The 21,573-nt window shown below is 62.9% G+C and carries 11 protein-coding genes; 4 read left to right on the top strand and 7 right to left on the bottom strand.

Features of this window, described 5'->3' with window-relative positions:
- Nucleotides 1-59: 59 nt before the first annotated feature.
- Nucleotides 60-2,909 (bottom strand): protein kinase, encoded by a 2,850-nt coding sequence (locus IPM54_31590; GenBank protein MBK9264333.1) that lies wholly within the window; start codon nt 2,907-2,909, stop codon nt 60-62.
- Between the two features lie 522 nt (nt 2,910-3,431).
- Here IPM54_31590 and IPM54_31585 point away from each other — a divergent pair.
- Nucleotides 3,432-3,956, top strand: coding sequence for a hypothetical protein (locus IPM54_31585; protein ID MBK9264332.1), 525 nt, complete (start codon nt 3,432-3,434; stop codon nt 3,954-3,956).
- Nucleotides 3,957-4,377: 421 nt separating this feature from the next.
- Nucleotides 4,378-6,357 (top strand): thioredoxin domain-containing protein, encoded by a 1,980-nt coding sequence (locus IPM54_31580; protein MBK9264331.1) that lies wholly within the window; start codon nt 4,378-4,380, stop codon nt 6,355-6,357.
- A 46-nt stretch (nt 6,358-6,403) separates the two neighbouring features.
- Here the strand turns inward: IPM54_31580 and IPM54_31575 are convergent, their stop codons facing one another.
- From IPM54_31575 to IPM54_31565, 3 genes are all read right to left on the bottom strand, one after another.
- Nucleotides 6,404-9,658, bottom strand: coding sequence for a hypothetical protein (locus IPM54_31575; GenBank protein ID MBK9264330.1), 3,255 nt, complete (start codon nt 9,656-9,658; stop codon nt 6,404-6,406).
- Between the two features lie 114 nt (nt 9,659-9,772).
- Nucleotides 9,773-10,954 carry a hypothetical protein gene (locus IPM54_31570; protein MBK9264329.1) on the bottom strand — a complete coding sequence of 394 codons (1,182 nt, stop codon included), beginning with the start codon at nt 10,952-10,954 and terminating at the stop codon, nt 9,773-9,775.
- A gap of 42 nt (nt 10,955-10,996) precedes the next feature.
- Entirely contained in the window at nt 10,997-11,698 is a 702-nt protein-coding gene (locus tag IPM54_31565; protein MBK9264328.1) for a HAMP domain-containing histidine kinase, read from the bottom strand.
- Between the two features lie 264 nt (nt 11,699-11,962).
- Here IPM54_31565 and IPM54_31560 point away from each other — a divergent pair, with 264 nt between their 5' ends.
- Nucleotides 11,963-12,382, top strand: a complete 420-nt coding sequence (locus IPM54_31560) for a response regulator (protein MBK9264327.1) — start codon at nt 11,963-11,965, stop codon at nt 12,380-12,382.
- A gap of 50 nt (nt 12,383-12,432) precedes the next feature.
- Here IPM54_31560 and IPM54_31555 read toward each other — a convergent pair whose 3' ends face one another.
- Nucleotides 12,433-12,834, bottom strand: a complete 402-nt coding sequence (locus IPM54_31555; GenBank protein ID MBK9264326.1) for a response regulator — start codon at nt 12,832-12,834, stop codon at nt 12,433-12,435.
- A 303-nt stretch (nt 12,835-13,137) separates the two neighbouring features.
- Here IPM54_31555 and IPM54_31550 point away from each other — a divergent pair, with 303 nt between their 5' ends.
- Nucleotides 13,138-13,983 (top strand): HAMP domain-containing histidine kinase, encoded by an 846-nt coding sequence (locus IPM54_31550; protein ID MBK9264325.1) that lies wholly within the window; start codon nt 13,138-13,140, stop codon nt 13,981-13,983.
- A 45-nt stretch (nt 13,984-14,028) separates the two neighbouring features.
- On the opposite strand, the gene IPM54_31545 is transcribed toward IPM54_31550, so the two are convergent.
- Nucleotides 14,029-17,340 (bottom strand): hypothetical protein, encoded by a 3,312-nt coding sequence (locus IPM54_31545; GenBank protein MBK9264324.1) that lies wholly within the window; start codon nt 17,338-17,340, stop codon nt 14,029-14,031.
- The gene (locus IPM54_31540; protein MBK9264323.1) at nt 17,337-21,452 is read right to left on the bottom strand and encodes a hypothetical protein; all 4,116 of its coding nucleotides are present in this window, start codon (nt 21,450-21,452) and stop codon (nt 17,337-17,339) included. Before IPM54_31540 ends, IPM54_31545 begins: the two co-directional genes overlap by 4 nt.
- Nucleotides 21,453-21,573: the final 121 nt, after the last annotated feature.

The following is a 21,573-nucleotide window of genomic DNA, read 5'->3' as shown; positions in this document are numbered from 1 at the left end:
CTCGACAAGTGCGCATTCTGCTCATGATTTTCACGGTCTCGCCGAGTCCTGCAGCATTCCTACTTGGATCTGCCGGCCGGCTTGGACGCAGTGCTGCCTTCGGTCGCTTTGGATGCCATTCGCGTCTTGCGCTTGCGACGAAGTCGAGCCTGTTCGGCCTTGTCCTTGCCTCCAGCTCGAACGGTCTTGGGCTTCGGTTTTGGTTCGGCCTTCGCCACGGGTGCCGGTTCGGGTTTGTCCGCGGAGGGCTCCGGCGCCTCGGCCACGACCTGCGCAGGTTGCGTTGCAGGCTCGGATGACGCTGCGTCTTCTCCGCCAGCGACGATCGTGTCGTCGTTCGCTCCCGGCACGGGCTCGATCACGACCACCGTTCGCGGCAATTGCGACACGTCCTCGTCGAGCTCTTCCACGACGATGTCGAAGTCGGATTCGGATTCCGATTCCGCTACGAGCTCGGGTTGGTCCTCGATCTCAGGCTCATACGATGGCGATGCCGCACGTGAGCGTGACGATCCTGGTGATCGGGACGGTCGTTTTCGCGGCCGCGCGGCGGCAGCCACTTCGTCTTTGCCGGGCTCTTCTACTGTCGGCGCCGGTTCGTCGGAGGGCGTATCGTCAATCGCAATCGGCTCCTCTTCGAGCTCGAGCGCAAGGACAGGCGCTGCCGCGGGATCTTCGACAGAGGGCTGTTCCGGCGAGGCTGGCGCCACGAGCGCAGGTTGTTCGGCAACCGGCGAGAGGGAAAGCGACTGCGGGATGAGCCGTCCAATTTCGTGTGACTTGCCAACGAACAGCACGGCAGCAAAGGCCATGACCGTCGCGAGTGCCGAAAAGCCAATGGCCCTACGACGATTACGGGCTCGCGCGGGCGCAGCGAGCACGCTGAGCAATGCCTGGCGCATTTCGTTCGCGTTCTGGAAGCGCAGCCCAGGATGCCGCGATAGCGCCTTCATGAGCAGTTCGTCCACCGCATCGGGCAACCGCTTGTTCGGCACGCGATCTCGCGGTCGCTCGGGACTTCCCTTCATCTTTGCATCGACAATCGCCGCGGCACTTGCGCCAAGGTACGGGAGCTGTCCCGTGATCATCTCGTAAAGAACGCATCCCAAAGCGTACAGGTCCGCGCGTCCATCGACTCGACCGCCAGCAGCTTGCTCGGGGGCCATGTATTCCGGTGTGCCAAACAGCGTGAAACCAGCAGCAACCGCATTGTCTCCATTGGGCGCGCCAAGCACGGCTTCACCGATGTCCTCGGGCGTGTGCGCGAGCCCGAAATCGAGCACTTTGACGTGACCATCCTTGGTCAAGAAGATGTTTGCCGGCTTGACGTCTCGATGCACGACACCCGCCGAGTGCGCCGCTTCGAGCGTGCCGAGGACGCGCAGACCAATGCGGGCAGCAAACTGCCAATCGACATCGCGATCTCGCGTGAGCATCGCTTCCACGGTTTCGCCTTCGAGCAGCTCCATGACGCAGAACAGTCGGCCGTCTGCGGCGCGACCAAAGTCGTGAAGCTGCACGAGCCCATCGTGCGCAAGGCGCGACATGGCGCGGGCTTCTCGACGAAATCGCGCAGCGTATTCAGGGGATGAACCGTGTTCGGGCGCGAGGATCTTGACAGCAACGCGACGACCGAGGTCCACGTGTTCGGCTTCGTGCACGACGCTGCTCGCGCCTCCACCGATCTCGCGAACGAGACGCAGGCGCGTACCTGGTAAAACTCCGTGACCGGGCGTGGGTGCGTCCGAAAGGGCCGCGGGTTCTTCCTTGGTGGACGGGGCCGGCATGGCTGCGCGCGCGGCTGATACGAGACGGGCAAATTCGCGGCGAGACTTGCCGGGTTCGGCAGGAAAAAGGTTCGCCATGACGTTCGCCGTGCGAGCTCGAACGCCTCGTTCACCGCCGGGCAAAGGCGGTGCAGCCGCAAGGAGTTTGGCGAGATCTCGGGCTGCAAGACGTGCTGCGGCGTAACGCTCGTCGACGTCGAAAGCGGTGAGTTTGGCGAGGATGAGGTCGATCTCGATGGGGGCGCCGATATCCGCGGCGAGTGGCGGCAAATTCATCGCGTTTTTCGCTACGGCCGACATGTGTACGGCAGCATCGCCCTGCAAGAAACGCCGGCCTGCGCAGAGCTCCCAAAGCATTACGCCGAGCGCATAGAGGTCGACTCGAGCATCACCGGTGTCGCCATTGGCTACTTCGGGAGCGACATATCCGGGTTTGGCAAAAACAACCCCGCTCACCGTGCGGCATCGTCGATTGAGGCCCCGGGCGGTGCCGAAATCGATGATCTTCACATCGCCCGCATAGCTGACCATGACGTTCTGCGGCGACAGATCGCGGTGAACGATCGCCAGGCCTCGCCCCGAGGGATCCTTGCGTTCGTGCACGTGCGCGAGAGCCTCGGCGATCATCGTTGCAACAGCAACGGCTTCGGCCCAACCGACACGATATCCCAGCGCCAAAGCTCGACTACGCACGTCGCCGAGGCTCTTGCCTTCGATGTGTTCGACGACGGCGTAAGGTTGACCGCTCGCATCGTCGAGCGACGCCTCGATGACCTGTGCGACGCCGGAATGCTGGAGCTGGGCCTGGACGCGTGCTTCATCGAGGAAACGAGCGATGAAGCTGGGATCGGCCGAGTGATCACGACGAATGACTTTGACGACGACGGGTCGTTCGGCGCCCTCGATGCCCATGGTCGAGGCGAGGAAAACCTCGCCCATGCCGCCGCGCGCGAGCCTGCGGAGCAGGAGGTAGCGGCCAAGCGGGCGCGGGAGCTCGTCGCCGAGCACACCGGGGGTGGCGTCATCGTGGGAGGTGGCGTTTCGCGAGGCTTTGCCGGCAGCGTCGGTTTGGGATGCGGCTGCACGTGAGATGCGGTTGGAGTCGAGGGGGGCGGTGGCCATGGGATAAAGGTACACATGTAGGACAAGGTGGGCCAAATATTTGGGAGCATGTAGTTGTGTGGGTTGCGTTGCGCAACGGACCAGCTCCGAAAGTGGCTGGCACCTTTTAGAAGGGCGCGTGCTTACACCTCGAAAAGTGCCTGGCACCTTTTCCCGGAAGAGCGCGCGCTTACACCTCGAAAAGTGGCTGGCACCTTTTCCCGGAAGAGCGCGCTTACACCTCGAAAAGTGCCTGGCACCTTTTCCCGGAAGAGCGTGCGCTTACACCTCAAAAAGTGCCTGGCACCTTTTAGAAGGGCGGGCACCTTTTCCCGGAAGAGCGCGCGCTTACACCTCGAAAAGTGCCTGGCACCTTTTCCAAAAGTGCCTGGCACCTTTTTCCCCACCTTTTCCAAAAGTGCCTGGCACCTTTCCCTGCCCCTCTTCCCCCGCACGTCCAAAACGGAATCCACGAACGCAATTTTTCCACGTGCCTCGAATCACAATTGCCGACCAGCCTCAACTCCGGTATGGATCAGGCCGATGTTGCGGATCGCGCTTTTGCGGTTGCTCGCCATGCTGGCGTTTTTCGCCGCCACGTGGCTTGCCCCTCTGCGCGTGTTTGCCGCGATCATCCCCATCTGCGACGGAGACGCGGTCTCTGGTTGGAGCCCCGCAGCACAAACACCTCCGCCGTCCGATGCCGACTCCCCAGACGCTTGCCCCTCGAGCGCCGCTGCATCCGACGAGTTCGATCCCCAAGTCGCCGCCATGTGCGACGCTCGAGCCGCCACGGTCGTCGCGCCAAACCGAATCCACCCAATGTCGGACGCGCGCATCGATGCCGTCGTCTCTTGTGATGGGATCCATCACGGACCGTTCGCAAGTGCGCCCAAGAGCAACCACGGCGTCGACGGTTTGTCCTGGGTCAACGTGGAGCCCGCGACGCTTTCCGGGCCCATCGTGGTTCGTCCGGGGATCTACTTTGAGCTCCCACCAATGTTCATCGATGTAGGCTCGCCGCGCGCCGGCTTCGAGCGCGAAGTTTATCACCCCCCACGCGCGTGATCGTTCCGAGCGTCCTGCTGACGTTTCGTCAGTGGGCGCTTCGGATTTCCGCGCGGCGCCCGCCGCACTCGCCAAACGTGCTCTCGATTGCTCGCGATCCACGCGATGACAGTCCCGCACTTTGGCAACTCCGGTGGGTGCATTCGACAAGCTTCGAGTCGCTACCTCGAAGTCCCGCCCGCACCGCGAAAGCCGTGCAGGCGACGCGACGAGCTGTCCGAGATCGAACCTCGACGCGCCATTGAAGGCCGGCGGGAGCGATTTCGACCGTGCGTCGAGAAGAGGCGCTTATCGAAAGATCAGCGCCGGAAGCGAAGAGTTTCGTTCCGACAAACGTGTCGGGACCGGGTTTGCTTGCAGTTCCAAGGGAAAATCCCACGGCACGGCAAGCATCACACATGGGAAAGAGAGAAAAGGAATCATGAACAAGGGAACTGCCATCGTCGGCTTCCTCCTGTGCTTCATGGCAGGAATGGCGCTGATGTGGGGTGTCGACCGCGGAGCTGGAGCTCGCGGCGGCTCGGAAATCGCTGCAGAGGGATCCTCCCCCGCTGGCGCATGGGACGACTCGGATGCCGCCGTACCGGTATCGTCCAAAGATCCCACGTGGGGCTCACGTACGGCACCCGTCACACTCGTGCTCTTCAGCGACTTCGAATGCCCCTTCTGCACGAAGGTCGAAGCCACGTTGACACAACTCAAGCAGCAGTACGGCCCGCAGAAGCTGCGTATCGTTTGGAAGTCCAATCCACTTCCGTTCCACAAGAACGCCCGACCGGCATCCGTTGCTGCCGAGACGGTTTTCCGCCTCAAGGGATCCGAAGCATTTTGGAAATTCCACGAGCTTGCGTTCCAGAATCAGCGCGCCCTCACGCCTGAAAACTTCGAGACGTGGGCCGTTCAGGCAGGCGTCGACAAAGCCAAGTTCAAGGCCTCGTTCGACAAGCAAGAGTATGCCGCGAAGGTCGACGCAGACCTTGCAGCCGGCAAAGCAGCAGGCGTCTCCGGCACCCCGGCGTCGCTCATCAACGGCATTCTCTTGTCGGGCGCGCAGCCGATCGACAAGTTCAAGGCCGTCATCGACGAGCAGCTCGCTGCGGCCCAGAAGGCGATCGCGAGCGGCACGAAGCCCGAAAAGGTCTACGCCAAGCTCTCGCAAGAGAACAAGGCGAAGGCGCCTCCGACGCCCGCAAAGCAAGAGCCCGCCGAGGACAAGACGGTTTGGAAGGTCCCCGTTGGCAACTCTCCGGCCAAAGGCCCCGAAACGGCGCTCGTGACCATCGTCGAATGGTCCGACTTCCAATGCCCCTTCTGCGTCCGCGTCGTTCCCACGATCGACGAGATCGTCAAGACCTACGGCGACAAGGTGCGGTTTGTCTGGAAGCACAACCCGCTGCCGATGCATCCCCGCGCCGAGCCTGCCTCGGAGCTGACCCTCGAAGCGCGCGCGCAGAAGGGTGAAAAGGGCTTCTGGGATGCGTACGACCTGCTCTGGAAGAACAACCAGAAGCTCTCCGATGACGACCTCCTCGGTTACGCCAAGGAGCTCGGCCTCGATGTCGACAAGGCCAAGGACGCCATCGTCAACAAGAAGTACTCCGCGCAAATCACGGCCGACCAGGATCTGGCCGATGATCTCCAAGCGAGCGGCACACCGCACTTCTTCATCAACGGCCGCCGTCTCGTCGGCGCCCAACCGATCGAGAAGTTCAAGGCCGTCATCGACGAGGAAATCAAGAAGGCCCAGGAACTGCTCGGCAAGGGCGTTGCGCCGAAGGACCTCTACGACACCATCATCAAGGACGGCAAGACCCCGCCGCCGCCCGAGAAGAAGACCGTGGACCTTCCCCCGAGCGAGGCAGCTTGGAAGGGCAACGATAAGGCCAAGGTCATGATGCAGATCTTCAGCGACTTCGAGTGCCCGTACTGCAAGCGCGCAGAGGACACGGTTGCTCAGGTCGAGAAGGCGTTCGGCGACAAGATCAAGATCGTTTGGCGCCACAAACCCCTCCCCTTCCACAAGAACGCAATGCCCGCAGCGCTCGCGGCTGAAGAAGCCAAGAAGCAAAAGGGCAACGATGGCTTCTGGAAGATGCACGCCGCGCTCTTCAAGGCCGCTGGCACGCCCGACGCGTTCAGCCGCCCGAACATGGAAAAGGCCGCCGAAGAGCTCGGCCTGAACCTCGACAAGTTCAAGAAGGCGCTCGACACCGAAGAGCACAAGAAGTTCATCGAGGCCGAGAGCGCCGTTGCCGACAAGGCAGGCATCAGCGGCACGCCGGGCTTCTTGATCTCCGCAGCCGGCTCGACGACGGGCTACTTCATCAGCGGCGCGCAGCCGTTCCCGAAGTTCAAGAAGATGATCGACATGGTCATGAAAGAAGCGGGCGACAAGAAGTAGCCTCCCCCCCCAGCCCCCTCTCCAACACGTTGGAGAGGGGGAATTTCTACTGAGCGAACTGCGTTCGCCCCTCCTGCTCCCACCACAACAAGTACCGCACGTGCGCCGCCGCGCGTTCGTCACGCGCAGCATCGGCATCGAAGCCGAGATCTCGATTGATGACAGGCGCAAGCGCATCCGCTGCCATGCGTCGTACCTCGGCCGAATCGTGCAACAGCGAATCGATGATCCACTCCACGCGATGCCTCGAGGCGTTCGCGGAAAACCAATCACTCCATCGACGCGTATCGCGACCGAAGTCCTGACACGTCATCTGCACGAGCGCGCGGTGAACCGCATCGGCGACGTCGTGAACGGGATCCGCGAGCATCGCAATCAGCGCCGGAATCGTGGAAGGAATCGCAAGCTCACCAAGCGTCTCCAGGGCGATGACACGCCTACCCGAGCGATCGGCCGGGCTCCGCGCCGCTTGCTCGAGCATCGGAGCGAGTACGCTCGCTGCGTCGGGTACGGACGCCATGAGGTTCGTCGCAGATCGTCGAGCAACGCGACGCACCGAGGCATCGTCGTCGAAGAGCAATGTACCGACGACTTCGGCGGACTCGATACACGCGATCTCACCAAGCACGTGAGCAGCCCAGAATCGATCCTCGGAAAGAATCGATGTGGCCCGTTGCGCAACTTGCAGCACCGCATCGGCACCTATCGCAACGACGAGTGCGAACAGCGGCCCACAAGACGATGCTGCAGGCAAATCGGTCGAATCGCGATCGATTCCCGGCGCAAGAGGTCCGGGAAAACGCACCATGATGGCGGGCAACGCACGCTCGCCCATGTGAACGATGGCCTGCCCGGCATCATCGTCTGCACCGTTTGATTCGACAAACCGCTGCAGCAAAGCGACCGTTTCCCGTTCGGCTTGTTGCGCGGCCAAATTGGACGTGTCCGCGAAGGTTTGCTTTTCCAAACCACCCAGGCGCCTCGCTTGAACGGTGGGAGGCAGCGGCGGCCCCGCAAGCGTCGACGGCGTGGCGCTCGGAGCGGCAGGTTTGCCTGCGGAACCCAAGTTTGCCGGCAAGGGACGCGGAGCGACGACAGTCCTGCTTCGGCCTCCGAACGTCGGCGTGAAACCGCGACGTTGCGAGCGTGGAAGGCCTTGCACCGTCTGCTGCGGCGGCTCGTCGGACACGTCGGCGCCCGCGTCGAAATGCGCAACCGGCGCGATACGCGGACGCGAGAGTGGCCCATTCAAAAAACGCCGGCGACGCGAACCCGGACCTGATCGTTCGGACGGGGCAGCTGGATCGGGGACGTCACCGTCCGGCGCGGGTTCGCCAGACGATGACGTAGCGTCGCTATGGTTTGTCCCACTAGAACGAGCCGCTTGCCTCGCGCTGCGGGGAAGCACATCGGGAGGATCGCGACGAACGGGCGGGCTCGGCGACTCTTGAGAGCGAGTGGCTGCCGCCGAGATGAGCGTTGCCGTAGGCGCGGACTTCGTTGGCGGAAGACTCGCGGCTTGCGATTCCACAGCGCTTTCCGAATCGACACCGGTCGACGTATCGAGCGCACGCGCAAGCGCGGCCAACCCCACGGGTCGCAAGCCTTCACCACGTTCCGACGAAGGCATCGCGGGCGGCGCCACCGAAGGCGATCGTCCCGCCGCTCCGAGCTTCTTGCGCAAAATGATCCGCTCGAGCGCTTCCACGGTGCGACCCAAAACGATGATGACGTCGCCAAGCGCCGACAGGTCGACATCGACGTTCCCGTCATCGCCGAGGAGCAGGGCAACCACGCGGTTTTTCACGACAACCGGCAGGATGGCGATGGTCGCTCGATAACCGGTCTCGAAGCGTGCCTCGCGCGCCAAATCCCGCACGATCTGGACGTCGACGCCGTGTGAAACCGGTGAAACCGTGACCGGCGCTTTTCGCTCGCGCGCGAGCTGCAGCATGCTCGGCTGATCGAGCGGAATTCTCACGTTCTTGATTTGCGTCGCGGTGAGCCCCGGACCGGATGCATCGCGCCCGTCGGCCAATTCGCCGGAGACCACGAAAAGCACCGTGTATTCGAAAAATTGATGGGCAAACGAAAACAGGATGTCGAGCACGACGTCGGTAGTCGCTGCCGTGACAAGCTCCTCTTCGGCCATTTGCGCGGTAAACGGCCCCTTGCGACGAACTCGAACAGAACCGCGGCGCTCTTGCACGGGCGCTTCGATTTCAGCCTTGCGCACCTGCTCCCGTGCCTTGTGCTCACCTACGACGGTTCGTCGGAAAAAACCTCCTGCCGCTCGACCGCGGGCAGTGTCGCGACGTACCGAGCCTGCCGTTCGGCGCGATACCGGCGCGCCTTCTTCCTCTCCGGAAGCCTTGGTTTCAGCCTTGCCCGCCATCGCTGCGAGCCTTTGAGCGGGCACCGTCTCCGGCATGTCGTCGCTCGTGAGCGGCCGCCAATCCGCCGGAGGCTCGACGACTTGCACGACAGGCACCCGCGTCGTCCATGCGGGCGCATTGCCCTTGGCAAGAGCTACGTCGCCTGGAATCGTCTGCGGAGGAATCGTCGGAGCACCAACGGAATCCACCGATCCACCTGCGAGTGAAGCGGCGGGCGGTTCCGACTCTTTGCGTCGTGTAGGCTGTTCGGGAGGCGCTTGCTTTGGCGCGGCTGGAGCCACAGGCACCGGCTTTCCACCCGTCAGCAATGTCGACGGCGTTTGCGTCGCCGGACGCGATGCAGCCATTTCCACGAATGGCAGCGCAGAGACCTGCGTGGGCTCGTCCTGAATGTCGAACCTCGACTCCCCTGGCATCGCCCCAGGTTCGCCAAGCTTGCCGAGCAGTCGAGTGAAACGACGTTCGAGCGGCATTCGGTATGCCTTGGAAATCGCCTGCCGAATACGAGCTAGCGGAGCAACGAGCTGCACCACCGTGAAAGGCGAACCAAGCCCCAGAGCCGCAGTCGCATCGATGAAGGGTTCGGCGACCGCGACTTTCAACGCCGCACCCGACAGCGAAAGGGGCATGACGTTGTGCTCACTTGCCATGTCCGCCGAGACCAACCGCAGCGCCTCGTGCGATGCCGCGGGCAAGCTGCCGAGCGGCGCAGCTTCGAGCCCGGACGCTTCAGCAAGCACTGCCAAAAGCAGCTCCTCGCCCGCGCCGCCGACTTCGAGCAGATTCGTAGCCAGGTCGGAACCATGCACGACTTGCCGTGCAATCGCGTCTTCGATCGCGCGCATGGGCACGCCGCGCCCTGCGAGCAGAGAACTGAGCGTCGATAACGGTGCGCGTTCAGCCAATGGTACGCCTCGACTCGTTTGGAAACACTGGGGATTCGGAACGCCAAGGCACTCCGAACTGGTGCGTCAATGGTAGACGAAGTTCACCCCGGGAGGGCAAAGGACGTGCAAGCATCAAGGCACCGCCTGCAAGGCGATTGGCGGCAAGTTTGATGGGCGGATCACGCCCAACTGCTGCCCCGTTTGGCGCTCGAAAACCACGACGCCCGTCTCACATGGCGGTCTCGAACCCACCAAAATCCGTTCACCGACGACCGCCAAGCCCATGTGGCAAAAGCCGCCATCGGGCATATCGGAACCGCGGCTGTCGATGAGCGTGGAGGCCACCTGCCCCGTCTGTGGATCGATGCGCACGACATGCGTCGCATTGATGTCGGGATTGTCCGTGTTCGAAACAATCATGTAGGCCTCGTCTGGAGCAGCCAAGACAACCTCCGTCACGGATCCTCCGAGCTCGGTTTCACGCCCGAAGCCGACTACGTTGCCGCCTTTCAGATCCACCATCGCCGCTGCGTCGCCATCGTCGATTTCGAGAAATCGGCCCGGCAGTGCGACAGCAATGGTGCTTCCGGACGCATCCCACGGTGCAGCAGTCATGCGACCAAAAGGATTCGCTCCACCAAGTTCGATGCTCTTCACGACCTGACGTGTCGCGACATCGATCTCGACGATGATCCCAGGTCCCGACGGCTCATAGCCACCGCAACGATCAATCCGCTCGATGGTCACATACGCGCGGTCACCCACGATTCGCACGGCAGAAGCTTCCGGAAGTCCGTCGGCATCGGCGAACATCGACAGGTCGACCTTTCCGGAAAAGCTGCCGTCGGACTCGACGATGGCCACGGTGGGTTTGTCCCAGCGAGTCACCCAAAGCCGGCCGTCTGCATCGATATCGGCATCCTGAGGGTTTGTCCCTTTGACGGCTTGATTGCATGCGAGCACGTGCGTTTCGTCGAGCTCGGCATCCTCGTACGGGACAAACGTTCGTCCGAACGAAAGGCTGTCCGCATGTACCTCGTGCACGAGCTGATCATCACGCGCGACGACGAAAACGTCGTTGCGACCGCCTGCCAAGGCGGGATCGGTGCCGAGTGCGATGTCGGGGACTTCCGTCAAGCAGCCATCCGCATCGATACGACCGAGGCCACTGACTTGAAACGTCGACAAGAGGACGAGGGATGCGGCGTCGATCGCGATGCCTGAACACGTACGCGACAAACCTGGCGATTCGCCACAGCCTGCAAGGAACGGAGCAACGGCAAATCCGCACACGACGAGCAACGGATGGCGCATCCGCACACGGGAGCATGTCCGCATGCATGTCGCAACTCGCGGTCAGCGGGTGAGCACGCAGCGCAGCACGATGCCCGAAGAGTTCGCATCGGCAGGGGATTCGACGGCCAGCGAACCACCATGTTCTTCGAAGATCGCGCGTGATATCGCGAGCCCCAGTCCGAGCCGCACTTTGCGCTTTCCTTGGGGCAGCAAAGAGGCGAGCTCATTTTCGACGAATGGCTCGAAGAGGCGCTCCTTGACTGGATCGGGAATGGTGGGGCCTTCGTCGAAGATACGGACGACGGGGACGCCATCGTCGAACGTCGCCGACACGCGCACGGATGGGCTTGGCGCACGCAGCATGGCGAAGTCCAGAACGTACAGAAGAGCGCGCGCGAGCATGTCTGCGTCAGCCGTGAATTCGCGATCTCCACCGTCCATGATCTCGACGTTCGGACGAACTCCACGCAGTGCTGCGAGCTTGGTCGACCGTGTAACGACGTCGTCGAGCAATTCCTGCAGGCGTGTGGGCGCGGGCAGGAGCGGCTTGGGTTTGTCGAGCAGCCACACGCTATCGTCGAACTCCTCGATCAACCGAGTCAGTCGCTCGCCAGCGTCCCCAACACGTTCGAGCATGTCGCGCGGGGGAACCGCAGCGTCACGGCCGAAACGCAGCATGTAGTGCACACCGGCGAGCATGGTCGACAGCTCGCCCCGGAGGTCATGCGCTACGCGATCGACAAAGATCTCGTCGACAATCATGAGTGTTCACCTGGAGCACGGACGCAGGTCCAACCAGTGCCAGAATGGGACGGTGGCGCGCATGAGTTGGCCGAAAGGGAAGGTTTTTCGCAGAGGAACACGACAAACGCGAAAGAACGGAAATCACGGGGTACATCAGGGCAATCAACGCCATACAGCCGCACGTTGCGCATTCGCCAATCCGAATCAAAACAATGCTTCGCCGGCACCGTCGCACGCCGCAGCAATTGCGGCGTATCGACACACGCGCGCGGAGAAAACGGAATGTCGGAAAGTGCTAGCGAGGCGGGCACGACGCGAAAATCGGTCCCTCGAGTACTGATTGTCGACGACGACACGGACTTCCTGGACAACGCCCAAGCGGCCCTCGAAGCGCACGGGTTCAACGTGGATCGTGCCAAAGGCGGCCTCCGTGGCGTGTTTCTGGCGACGCAGGACGTGCCGGATGCCGTGCTGTGCGACCTGCGTATGCCTGGAATCGATGGGTTTGTCGTGGCTGAAGCCCTACGTGCAGACCCAGCCACGAGGCACACGGCACTCTTTGCGTGTACGGGACGACGCGACCTGTCGACGCGCGCGATGCTCGCCAACAGCGCATTCGACGCGGTCCTCATCAAGCCGGTGGATTGGGACGAGGCTGCCCGACAGCTTTGGCAAACCATCAACGCGCACACGCAATCTTGACGTGCATCGCAGAGGCGCATCGTCCCTCCCCTGGTGCGGAATCACTCCGCTCAAACGGCATGCGTCATTCCAGAAAGAACTCGGCGTATTTCGTTCAGAAGTACTTCGGGCAAACAAGGCTTCGTCAAAAACGCTGCGCACCCTGCTGCGCGCGCATCACGCGAGTGGCCTGCGACTGCGTGACCCGTGAGCGCCAGGACGGGAATGCGCTTGGTCCTTTCGTCGCTCTTCAAGCATCGCGTCGCTTCGAGTCCATCGAGCTCCGGAAGCGACAAGTCCATCAGTATCAAGTCGGGCAGTAGAGAAAACGCTCGCTCGATTGCCTCTTTGCCCGTCGCAGCTTGAGCAACTCGGAAACCAGAAAACGACAAGAACTCCGTAAACATCTCCCGATTGTCGTCGAAGTCGTCAACGATCAGCACCAGCGGAGAATCTGCGTCGCGGACCTCCATGCGCCTGCTGTCATCTCGCGTCGTCACGTGTTGAACCCCCCATGCTGAAGGATGCCATCATCTCGTAGACACTCGATCGTACACCACGCTTTCGCTGTCGTAGCTGACCGTTTGACGGCGGTGCATACGAGAAACGATGCGACTTCCCATCGTCCCGCGTGTGGCGGACCGAGCAACCTCATCCTCGTGTCGGGAAACGCCTGACGGGCCACCGTCATGGAAATACCGACCCGGAACTACGGAGGGCACGGACTGCACTCTGTCCGCGAATACGCCGTAGTCTGAAAGCAGTCGAGGGAACGCGTGGCGACATCGAACAAGGGAACCAAGCAGCAGGGCGCGGCGAGTGCCGACAGCAACACAACGGTTCGCGATCGTAAGGATGGCGTTGGCAACAGGTCGGCAAGCGAGTCTCTCGCCGAGCGCTGCCAGCGCATCCAGCAGCGGGCGGATGCGGCGGAGGCGCGGCGTGCCGATCTGTTGCAAATCGCAACGCACGACTTGCGCAATCCGCTCGGGGTCATTCTCGTGACGACGACGATGCTTGCGCGCGAAGCCGCCTCGCCGCAGCAAGCGCGTCAAATCGCCGCGATCCGCCGCTCTGCGGGCGAGATGAATCAGATCATCGAAGACCTCGTGGATGCCTCGAGCATCGACGCTGGCGGGCTCTTGCTTGGTCAAGACGTGTACGACGCAGCGGAGATCGTGCAGGAAGCATTCGCTGCGGCCACGGCATCAGCGAGCGACAAATCGATCACGGTGGAAGCGAACATCGCCGACGGCCTGCCATTGCTTTACGTCGATCGAAGCCGGCTACTCCAAGTGTTCTCACGGATCGTGGGCAACGCGTTGCGCTTCATGCCCAAGACAGGGTCGCTCACCATCGGTGCCGAACGAATCGGCCAGGCGGTACGGTTTTACGTGACAGACTCGGGCCCAGGTGTCCCGGAGTCTCAACGACCATTCGTGTTCTCACGACGCCCGCCTCCCGAACGACGAACGTGTCGCGGCACGGGGCTCGGAATGTTCGTGGCCAAAGGGATTGTCGAAGCGCACGGCGGGCACATTGAAATGACGACCGACGTTGCGCGCGGAAGCACGGTGTCGTTCACGCTTCCTGCGATGAGCGGCGATCGAACAGAGGTTTGACGGGCAGCGGGCGCCACCGAAAAGTGGCGCCCAGACGAGGGGGACTCAGAGCGTCGGATCCGACGTGAAACAGCAGCGGAATCCGAGGTCGTAGAGTTGGAACGCGTTGTTGGTCGTCGTGTAGAAGTCGAACGTGCACGTCGAGCCGCCCGTATCGGCGTTGAACGCACCGCCCATGAGCGGATACGTGCCCGGCGCACTGCGCGTGATCTCGCGGATGTTGCCCGTGATGTCGTAGATCCTGTTGGTCGCGGCGGTATTGCCTTGCAGGTTTGACCAGTCCGACCAGCAGTTTTGCAAGAGGCTCGACGCCGTGGGCAAGAGGCCATCCTGGTCGCCGGTGGTACCGGGGACGAAGTCGTACGGCTGCAAGTTGCAGAACTTGGTCCCCGTGTGCGCGGACGTGCATGCGGAGCCGCGTGGGTTGTAGCCCCACGAGCACGACGCCGTTGCCTGACAAGAGCTGGTCCAATCCGCCGTGGCGCAGATGGATCCGCCCATGGCTACGCACGTCTGTTCGACTTCGAGCGGCGTGACGTTGAACCAGGGCAGCTTGCTCGGAACCGAGCACGCACGGGTCTTGTCGAGCGTCGTGCCTGCTGGAGCGCTCGTCTGATAGCCGTTGCCGCTGCCGGCCGAAATGGTCGTCGCAGTCGGCCTGCTGGCTTCGTAGCTGTAGATCCACTTGGCTGCCGCGATCTTCGTGACGGCAGGTTTGACGAAGTACGCCGTGTCCGCGCCCTTGGATGTGAAGACCTCGTCGATGCTGCCGTCGCAGTCGTTGTCGACGCCGTCACACAGCTCGGTGCAACCGCCGGGCAAACCTGCGCAGTTTGCCTTGACGGCACTGCATGTGGTCGCTGAGGCACCCGCGCAGAGGTACGTACCCGTCGTGCGACAAGCGCCATGGCCCGGGACGGGGTTGGCATCGTCGCTTGCACAGGCTTGACCGTAATTGGCGACGTTTTCGTTGAGGTTGCCGTCGCAATCGTTGTCGAGCAGGTCGCAGATCTCGTCGTTCGACGAACAGCCGCCCGTGCAAACGCCTGCGGGGAACGTGCATTGCCAAGCGCCACCGATACACGCGACGGAGATGCCCGTGGTGCATTCGGGACGCGTGGCTGCAGGGCTCACTCCGCAAACCTGAACGGGCGTCGGGGTCTGGACGTTTTCGTCGATCGCCCCGTTGCAGTTGTCGTCCAAGCCGTTGCACGACTCTTGCGCCTGCGTGAATTGACACGCGTATTCGCAGGTGTTGTTGCCATCCAAGTCGTAGTAGCCGTTTTCGCATCCTTGGAAGGCGCACATGCCGTTGACGCAACCCCAGATGGCGTGCACGGCGCTCGCGTAGCAGTTGTTGCCGCACGAGCCGCAGTTGGCCACGTCATTCTGCAGGTTGGGTTGACCCGTCAGCACGCCGTCGCAGTTCGAATCGACGCCGCAGGCATCGATCGGGCTGGTTGGTCCAACGGAACCCTGACATGTCTGCACGCCGGACGTGCATTGGAACGTGCCCGCCATGCACGGTGACGTGGCACCGGCAGGTGGCGGAACGGGCACGTTGCACGGGCCGAGCATCAAGTTGTCATCGACGACGCCATCGCAATCGTTGTCGATTGCGTCGCAGACCTCGTTGGTCGGACCCACGAATCCCGTGCACGCCCCGCCGCAAGCCTGCGTGCCTCGCTTGCACTGGCTCGAGCCGCCGTAAACGAGGTTCGGGGGCGTGCCCGCGGGAACGCATTGCTGCGGGGGCAAGCCTTCATCGACGGAGCCGTCACAGTCGTCGTCGACCATGTTGCAGATCTCGGTCGTCGGATCGACGTTGCCGACGCACGCAAGGTTCGTCCCGACGCACTGGAACGTGCCGAGCATGCAGGGTGAGGTGCTGCTCTGACCGCAAGGTGTACCGACGCCCGAGACGTCATCGATGGTGCCGTCGCAGTCGTCGTCGATCATGTTGCACGTTTCGGTCGTCGGAGAGACGGCGCCTTGGCATGTCTTCACGCCGGCCACGCATTGCGTGACACCGAATTGACAAGCGCCTACGTCCGTCGCGGGACCGCACTGCATGCCGACGTCGCTCGGGTTGTCGTCGATCATGCCGTCGCAATCGTTGTCGATGCCATCGCACGTCTCGGTGCTCGGATTGATGGCGCCGATGCATTGAAGCGCGCCGTTGATGCACTGCTGCGTGCCTCGCTTGCACGGGTAGATGTTGCTGATGCCGCACAGCATGCCCGCATCGCCGGGGTTGTCGTCGACTTGACCGTTGCAGTCGTCGTCGAGGTTGTTGCAGGTCTCGGGCACCTGTCCCGGAACTTTGACGTTTGGCCCGACGCACTGGTAGTCGTTGCCCACGCACGCAAACGTGCCTGCGTTGGCAATCAGTCCGCAAATGCCCTTCGGATCGCCAAAGCACAGCGCTCCAATTTGCACGTCACCCGACAGATCGTCAGCGCTGTCGATGAGCCCATCGCAGTCGTTGTCGATGCCGTCACCACACTTCTCGACGCCTCCGTTGGTCGGGTTGCAGGCGTATTCGCAACCCGTGGCGTAGGACTTGTCGAGGTCGATCCAGCCCGGATCACACGCTGCAATCGAGCACTTCGTATTGGCCGGCGTGCACGCTTCGCCAGCCATTGCCGTCGACGTGCAGTCGGGCGTGCCGTGAAGCACGACGCAGTTGTTGCCGCATGCGCCGCAATCGGTCGTGCTCGTGCAAACGTCGACGTCCTCGTCCTTGAGATTGTCGCAGTCGTCGTCTTTGTTGTTGCACAAAGTATCGTCGTCTGCGGTCTTGACGCAGTAGTACTCGCACTTGCAGTCGCCGTTGAGGTCGTAATACCCGGCGGCACAAGCAGCGAGACCGTTCTGGCCGCATTGGCAGGTCCCCGGCGTATTCGGAGTCCCGTCCCAAGCGCAGGCGATTCCGGCCGGGTTGGCGTTGTCGAGCAACGCGTAACAGTTGTTGTCACACGTGCCGCACGTCTTCGGACTGTTGAAGTTGATGTCCGCGCTGTCGTCGGTCATCCCGTTGCAGTCGTTGTCGAGGTTGTCGCAGATCTCGATGCCTCCGTTTGTCTGGACGCACCCTCCGCTGCCGGCCTGACCGCTGCTGGTGCCACATTGACCGAAGAGGCAACCACCTTCGCCGCCCAAGCCGCCACCTTGACCTTGACCACCGGTGCCGCCGGCACCGCCGACGGAGGTGCCGGATCCACCGCTCGGCGCGTCACCGGCACAATTGTCCCAGCAGAACGCCTCGGTCTGACAGCCCGTCGTGCCGAACGCGCCGAGCGCGGACACTGCGAGCATTGAGAAGAATGCACTGAGGGGTTTACGAAGCGAGTTCATCGCGACACCTCCTTGGCGCCGCGACGGCCCGTCGTACGCCTGCGCCAAATGCCCAGCGCAAGCGCTGCAAGTGCCCACGCGAAGCCGCTTGTTCGGTCCTTTGCGCCGACTTCGCAAGCGCAGCCACCACCGCCCGTGGGCAGACCCCACACGCCGGTATCTGCTGCCGCGCCTGCCGCGCCGCCCATGCCCGAGCTACCCGACGATGACGACGATGACGTGGTTTCGCCGCCGCCTACGCCACCACCGCCACTGCCACCGCTTCCACCGCTGCCGCCTTGGCCCGTAAAGCAGTCGCCGTTCTGGCAGGTTTGTCCGGACGGACAAACCACACCGGCGCAGGGATCGTTGCCGCACATGCCCGTGACCGGATCGCAAACCCCGCCGTTGGCGCACGGCATGGTGCAGTTGTTCGTCACGCACGCCGGTGGCATCTGCGTGTAATCACAGACTTGGCCCGCCGCACACATGGGGCTGCAGTCCGCAACGCAAGTGCCGTTCTTGCAGACTTCACCGGGGTTGCATTGCTTGCCCGCGCAAGACTCGATGCAGGTGAACGTGGTGAAGTCGCCGCTCGGCTGGCACTCCTGGCCGGGACACGAATCCGGTTTGCACGGGTTCGTCACGCACGAACCGTTGTTGCACACCTGATCGCAGCCTTGACAAGGCGCGCCGAAGCAGTTGTTCGGGACGCACTTTCCTGCGTTCGGACCGTAGTCGGTGCAGATTTCACCACCAGCACACGTCACGCCGTCGCACGGATTCTTGCACCCCGTGGCAGCGCCCTTGCAGACGCAGACCGGAGGCACGACGCAGTTGGCATTCGCCGGTGAACCCGCGGGAGCACAGAGCACCGTGTTGTCCGCGTTGAGCACCGTCTTCTTCGTGCAATCGCCGCAGTTGTCGGGGATGCAGAAGGGCCCGAGGTTCGTGCCGGTGTCGCTCGCAATGACGTCCTCGCACTTCTGACCGGGCGGACACGGGAACTCGCCGACGTCGCACGGAGCCGCGCACGCGCACACGGTGCCCGATTTCACGCACGAGTTGCCTGGTGCGCAGATCGGCGACGCGTTCGGATCTTGTTCGTCGTTCGTCCCGTCGCAATCGTTGTCGTCGCAATCGCACGACTCTTCTTGCGGGCCTGTGCCACCAAGACACTGGAACAGCCCGTTCACGCAGGCGTATTGGCCTTGCTGACACGCGCCGGTGTCGACGCCGCAAAGGTCGCCAACGGACGCCATCGGGGGCGGACTCGGATTGGCCGTGCCGTCGATGCCGTCGGGAGCAGGACCCGTTTCATCGACCGCGCCGTCGCAATCGTTGTCGATGCCGTCGCAAACCTCGGGCTGCGGGCCCGTGCCGCCGACGCACACGTTGCCGCCCATGCCATCGCATTCGAGAATGCCCGGCATGCACGCGCCCTTGTCGCGAGGCCCAGGGTAGAGCGTCGTGTCGTACATCGGCGTGCAGGAGCCGCCGACGACGATGCCGTTGTCGATGACGCCGTCGCAATCATCATCGAGCCCGTTGCAGAGCTCCGACTTCGGTCCAACGTCACCGACGCAATCGAGGATGCCGCCGGCACAATCGATGACACCCGACACGCATTCGCCTTCGTCGCTACCGCAAACGGCACCCTCGCCAGGGAACATCCCCTCGTCGATCGCGCCATCGCAGTTGTTGTCCAAGCCGTCGCAGGCTTCGGCTTGCGGAGGATTGTCGCCCTGACAAACCCAGCCGAGCGCGCCTTGACAAGCGAGCGTGCCCTTGTTGCAGGGCGCCATGAGCGTACCGACGTCGCTGCACGAAGCGCCCGGAGGCGGGCACCACTCGAAGCCGCCGAACGAACAGCAGTTGCCGGGAAGCGACCAGCAACCGTTCAGGTTTGGCGGAGGCGCATCGGCAAGCGGCGCGTTGTCGACCAAGCCATCGCAGTTGTTGTCGATGCCGTCGCAGAGCTCGCCTTGCGGCTGAACTCCGCCCTGACAAACCACCATGCCACCTACACACGCCGTGGTTCCAAGCGTGCACGGAGGCTGATTGACGCCACACGGTTGGCCAACGCCCGGCACGCCGTCGTCGATCGCGCCGTCGCAGTCGTTGTCTTTGTTGTCGCAAACTTCCGTCGTCGGGCCGACGGCGCCGACGCAAATGATGCCGTTCGCGCTGCATTGCGCGACGCCAGCAACGCACTCGCCTTGGTCGGTTCCGCAGGGCAAACCCACGCCCGTGACGTCGTCGACCATGCCATCGCAATCGTTATCGGCGCTGTCGCAAACCTCTGCGGACGGGCCGAGCGGTCCTTGGCATGTCCAGCCCCCCATCGAACAGACGAGCGTGCCTGCCGAACAGGGCGACGTGAGCGTGCCGGTTCCATTGCAGGTCGCACCGGCCGGCGGACACCACTGCAGACCGGCAAACGAGCAGCAATTGCCCGCATCGGTCCAGCAGCCATTCATCCCCGCAGCCGGACCGTCCGCGAGCGGCGCGTCGTCAACGACACCGTTGCAGTTGTTGTCGATGTTGTCGCAGACCTCGGGAGTCGGCTGCGTGCCGCCTTGACAAACCAGCGCACCGTTCACGCAAGCAAGCGCTCCCGGCGTACACGGCGAAATGGCCGTACCACACGGAGATCCCACGCCGGTTGCACCTTCATCGACCTGCCCGTCGCAATCGTTGTCGATGCCGTCGCAGACCTCGGTGGAGGGCCCGACGAACCCCGAGCAGACGCTGCTGCCGCATGCTTGCGTGCCCATCTTGCATTGGCTCGGCGGGTTGTAGTTCAACCCGGGCGGCGTTCCTGCAGGCACACACGCGATTCCTGGAACGCCATCGTCCGTGATGCCGTCGCAGTCGTTGTCGATCATGTCGCAGATTTCGGGCAGCGGATTGTTGTTGCAGGGCTGATAGCCGCCGCCCGCTACGCACGTGCCAACGGGAACGTTTTGCGGAGCCGAACAGGCTTGCGTACCCGTGCAGTTCGCGGGGTTCGCCAAACCGCACGGGATCGCGGCAACGCCATCGTCCGCCACGCCGTCGCAATCGTTGTCGCAACCATCGCAAATCTCGGGCGACGGAATGCAAGGAGCGCAGCCGCCGATTTCATCGACCTGGTTGTCGCAGTCGTTGTCTTTGCCGTCGCAGATCTCGGTCGAGGGACATGCCGCGGGGTTGCCGCACTTGAGCTGCCCTTCGTCGACGCCGTCCGAACAGTTGTTGTCGTTCTCGTCGCAGACGTCGCCGGGGTTGTAACAGAGCCAGTTGGCGGGCTGCGTCTGCTGCGTGGGCGTGGTGCACGGCAGGAGCGCTTGGTTGCCGTCCGGATCGGCTGGCGAGATGGACGCGGTGTAGTTGTTGAGGCACGTCGTCCGCTGCCCCTGCGTCGCCCAAGTGCAGCAGGTTTGCTGCTGGTTGCAGTAGTGCTTGTAGCCCTCGTCCGTGCAGCCGTTGCAGTTGTCGTCGCCGTTGTTGCAAACCTCGGGTTTGATTGCACCACCAATGATCTGCGCGAATGCACTCGCGAGCTGGACCTCGTTGTTCGCGAGAATCGACGCGTTCGTGCCACCTGCGGCGGCGATCTGATTCGTCGCCGTCACGGAGCCGCCCGCGAAGTTGATGACGTGAACCGGGACCTTCCACGTCTTGCCGCCAATCGTCACGCCGTTGTTGAACAGGTTCGATGCGGCATTGACTGCGTCCGTTTGCGAGTCACAGCTCTCGTCGCCGTCGGTCAACAGAATGACGTTGATGCTGCGACATGCTCGATCGTTGGTATCCGCCGGGGTCCCGAACGTGTACGTGGGATTGGGGCAGTAGTTGCTGTTCGTCCATCGCGTCCAGCCTGCTCGCAGATATTGAGTGACGGCCTCGAGCGAGCCGGCGATGGGCGTGCTGCCTGCCGCGAAGAGCTCGCGGCTGCTGTCGCATTGTCCATCGAACCACTGGAGAAGCTCGGCGGTGTTCGGCTGGGGCTGTCCAGGAGGGAGCCACCACGCATCCTTGGTGATGCCGAAGACGACGTTTGCGCCGTTGCGCCACGTGCCTTCCGGAAGGTTTGGCAGGGATGGCCCAGCTCCGGGAACATGCTGGCGTGTTGCCGCAAGCGGTGCCACCGGCGTCCTGAAACACGTTCCAATTGCACTTGGCGTCGTAAAAGTCGGAGTTACACGTGCCTCCGGTCGGTGTTCCGCAGTCGCTGCCGCACGCGCCGCCACTACAACCAGACAAGTAGCT

The sequence above is a fragment of the Polyangiaceae bacterium genome (assembly GCA_016715885.1).
Lineage (GTDB): Bacteria > Myxococcota_A > Polyangia > Polyangiales > Polyangiaceae > Polyangium.
Note: the sequence above shows the minus strand (reverse complement) of the source record. Positions and strands in the feature narration are given on the sequence as shown.

Bases quoted from the DNA above. Each gene is read 5' to 3' on its own strand.
- IPM54_31590 (MBK9264333.1), bottom strand. From the start codon at position 2,909: ATGGCCACCGCCCCCCTCGACTCCAACCGCATCTCACGTGCAGCCGCA.
- IPM54_31585 (MBK9264332.1), top strand. From the start codon at position 3,432: ATGTTGCGGATCGCGCTTTTGCGGTTGCTCGCCATGCTGGCGTTTTTC.
- IPM54_31580 (MBK9264331.1), top strand. From the start codon at position 4,378: ATGAACAAGGGAACTGCCATCGTCGGCTTCCTCCTGTGCTTCATGGCA.
- IPM54_31570 (MBK9264329.1), bottom strand. From the start codon at position 10,954: ATGCGCCATCCGTTGCTCGTCGTGTGCGGATTTGCCGTTGCTCCGTTC.
- IPM54_31565 (MBK9264328.1), bottom strand. From the start codon at position 11,698: ATGATTGTCGACGAGATCTTTGTCGATCGCGTAGCGCATGACCTCCGG.
- IPM54_31560 (MBK9264327.1), top strand. From the start codon at position 11,963: ATGTCGGAAAGTGCTAGCGAGGCGGGCACGACGCGAAAATCGGTCCCT.
- IPM54_31555 (MBK9264326.1), bottom strand. From the start codon at position 12,834: ATGGAGGTCCGCGACGCAGATTCTCCGCTGGTGCTGATCGTTGACGAC.
- IPM54_31545 (MBK9264324.1), bottom strand. From the start codon at position 17,340: ATGAACTCGCTTCGTAAACCCCTCAGTGCATTCTTCTCAATGCTCGCA.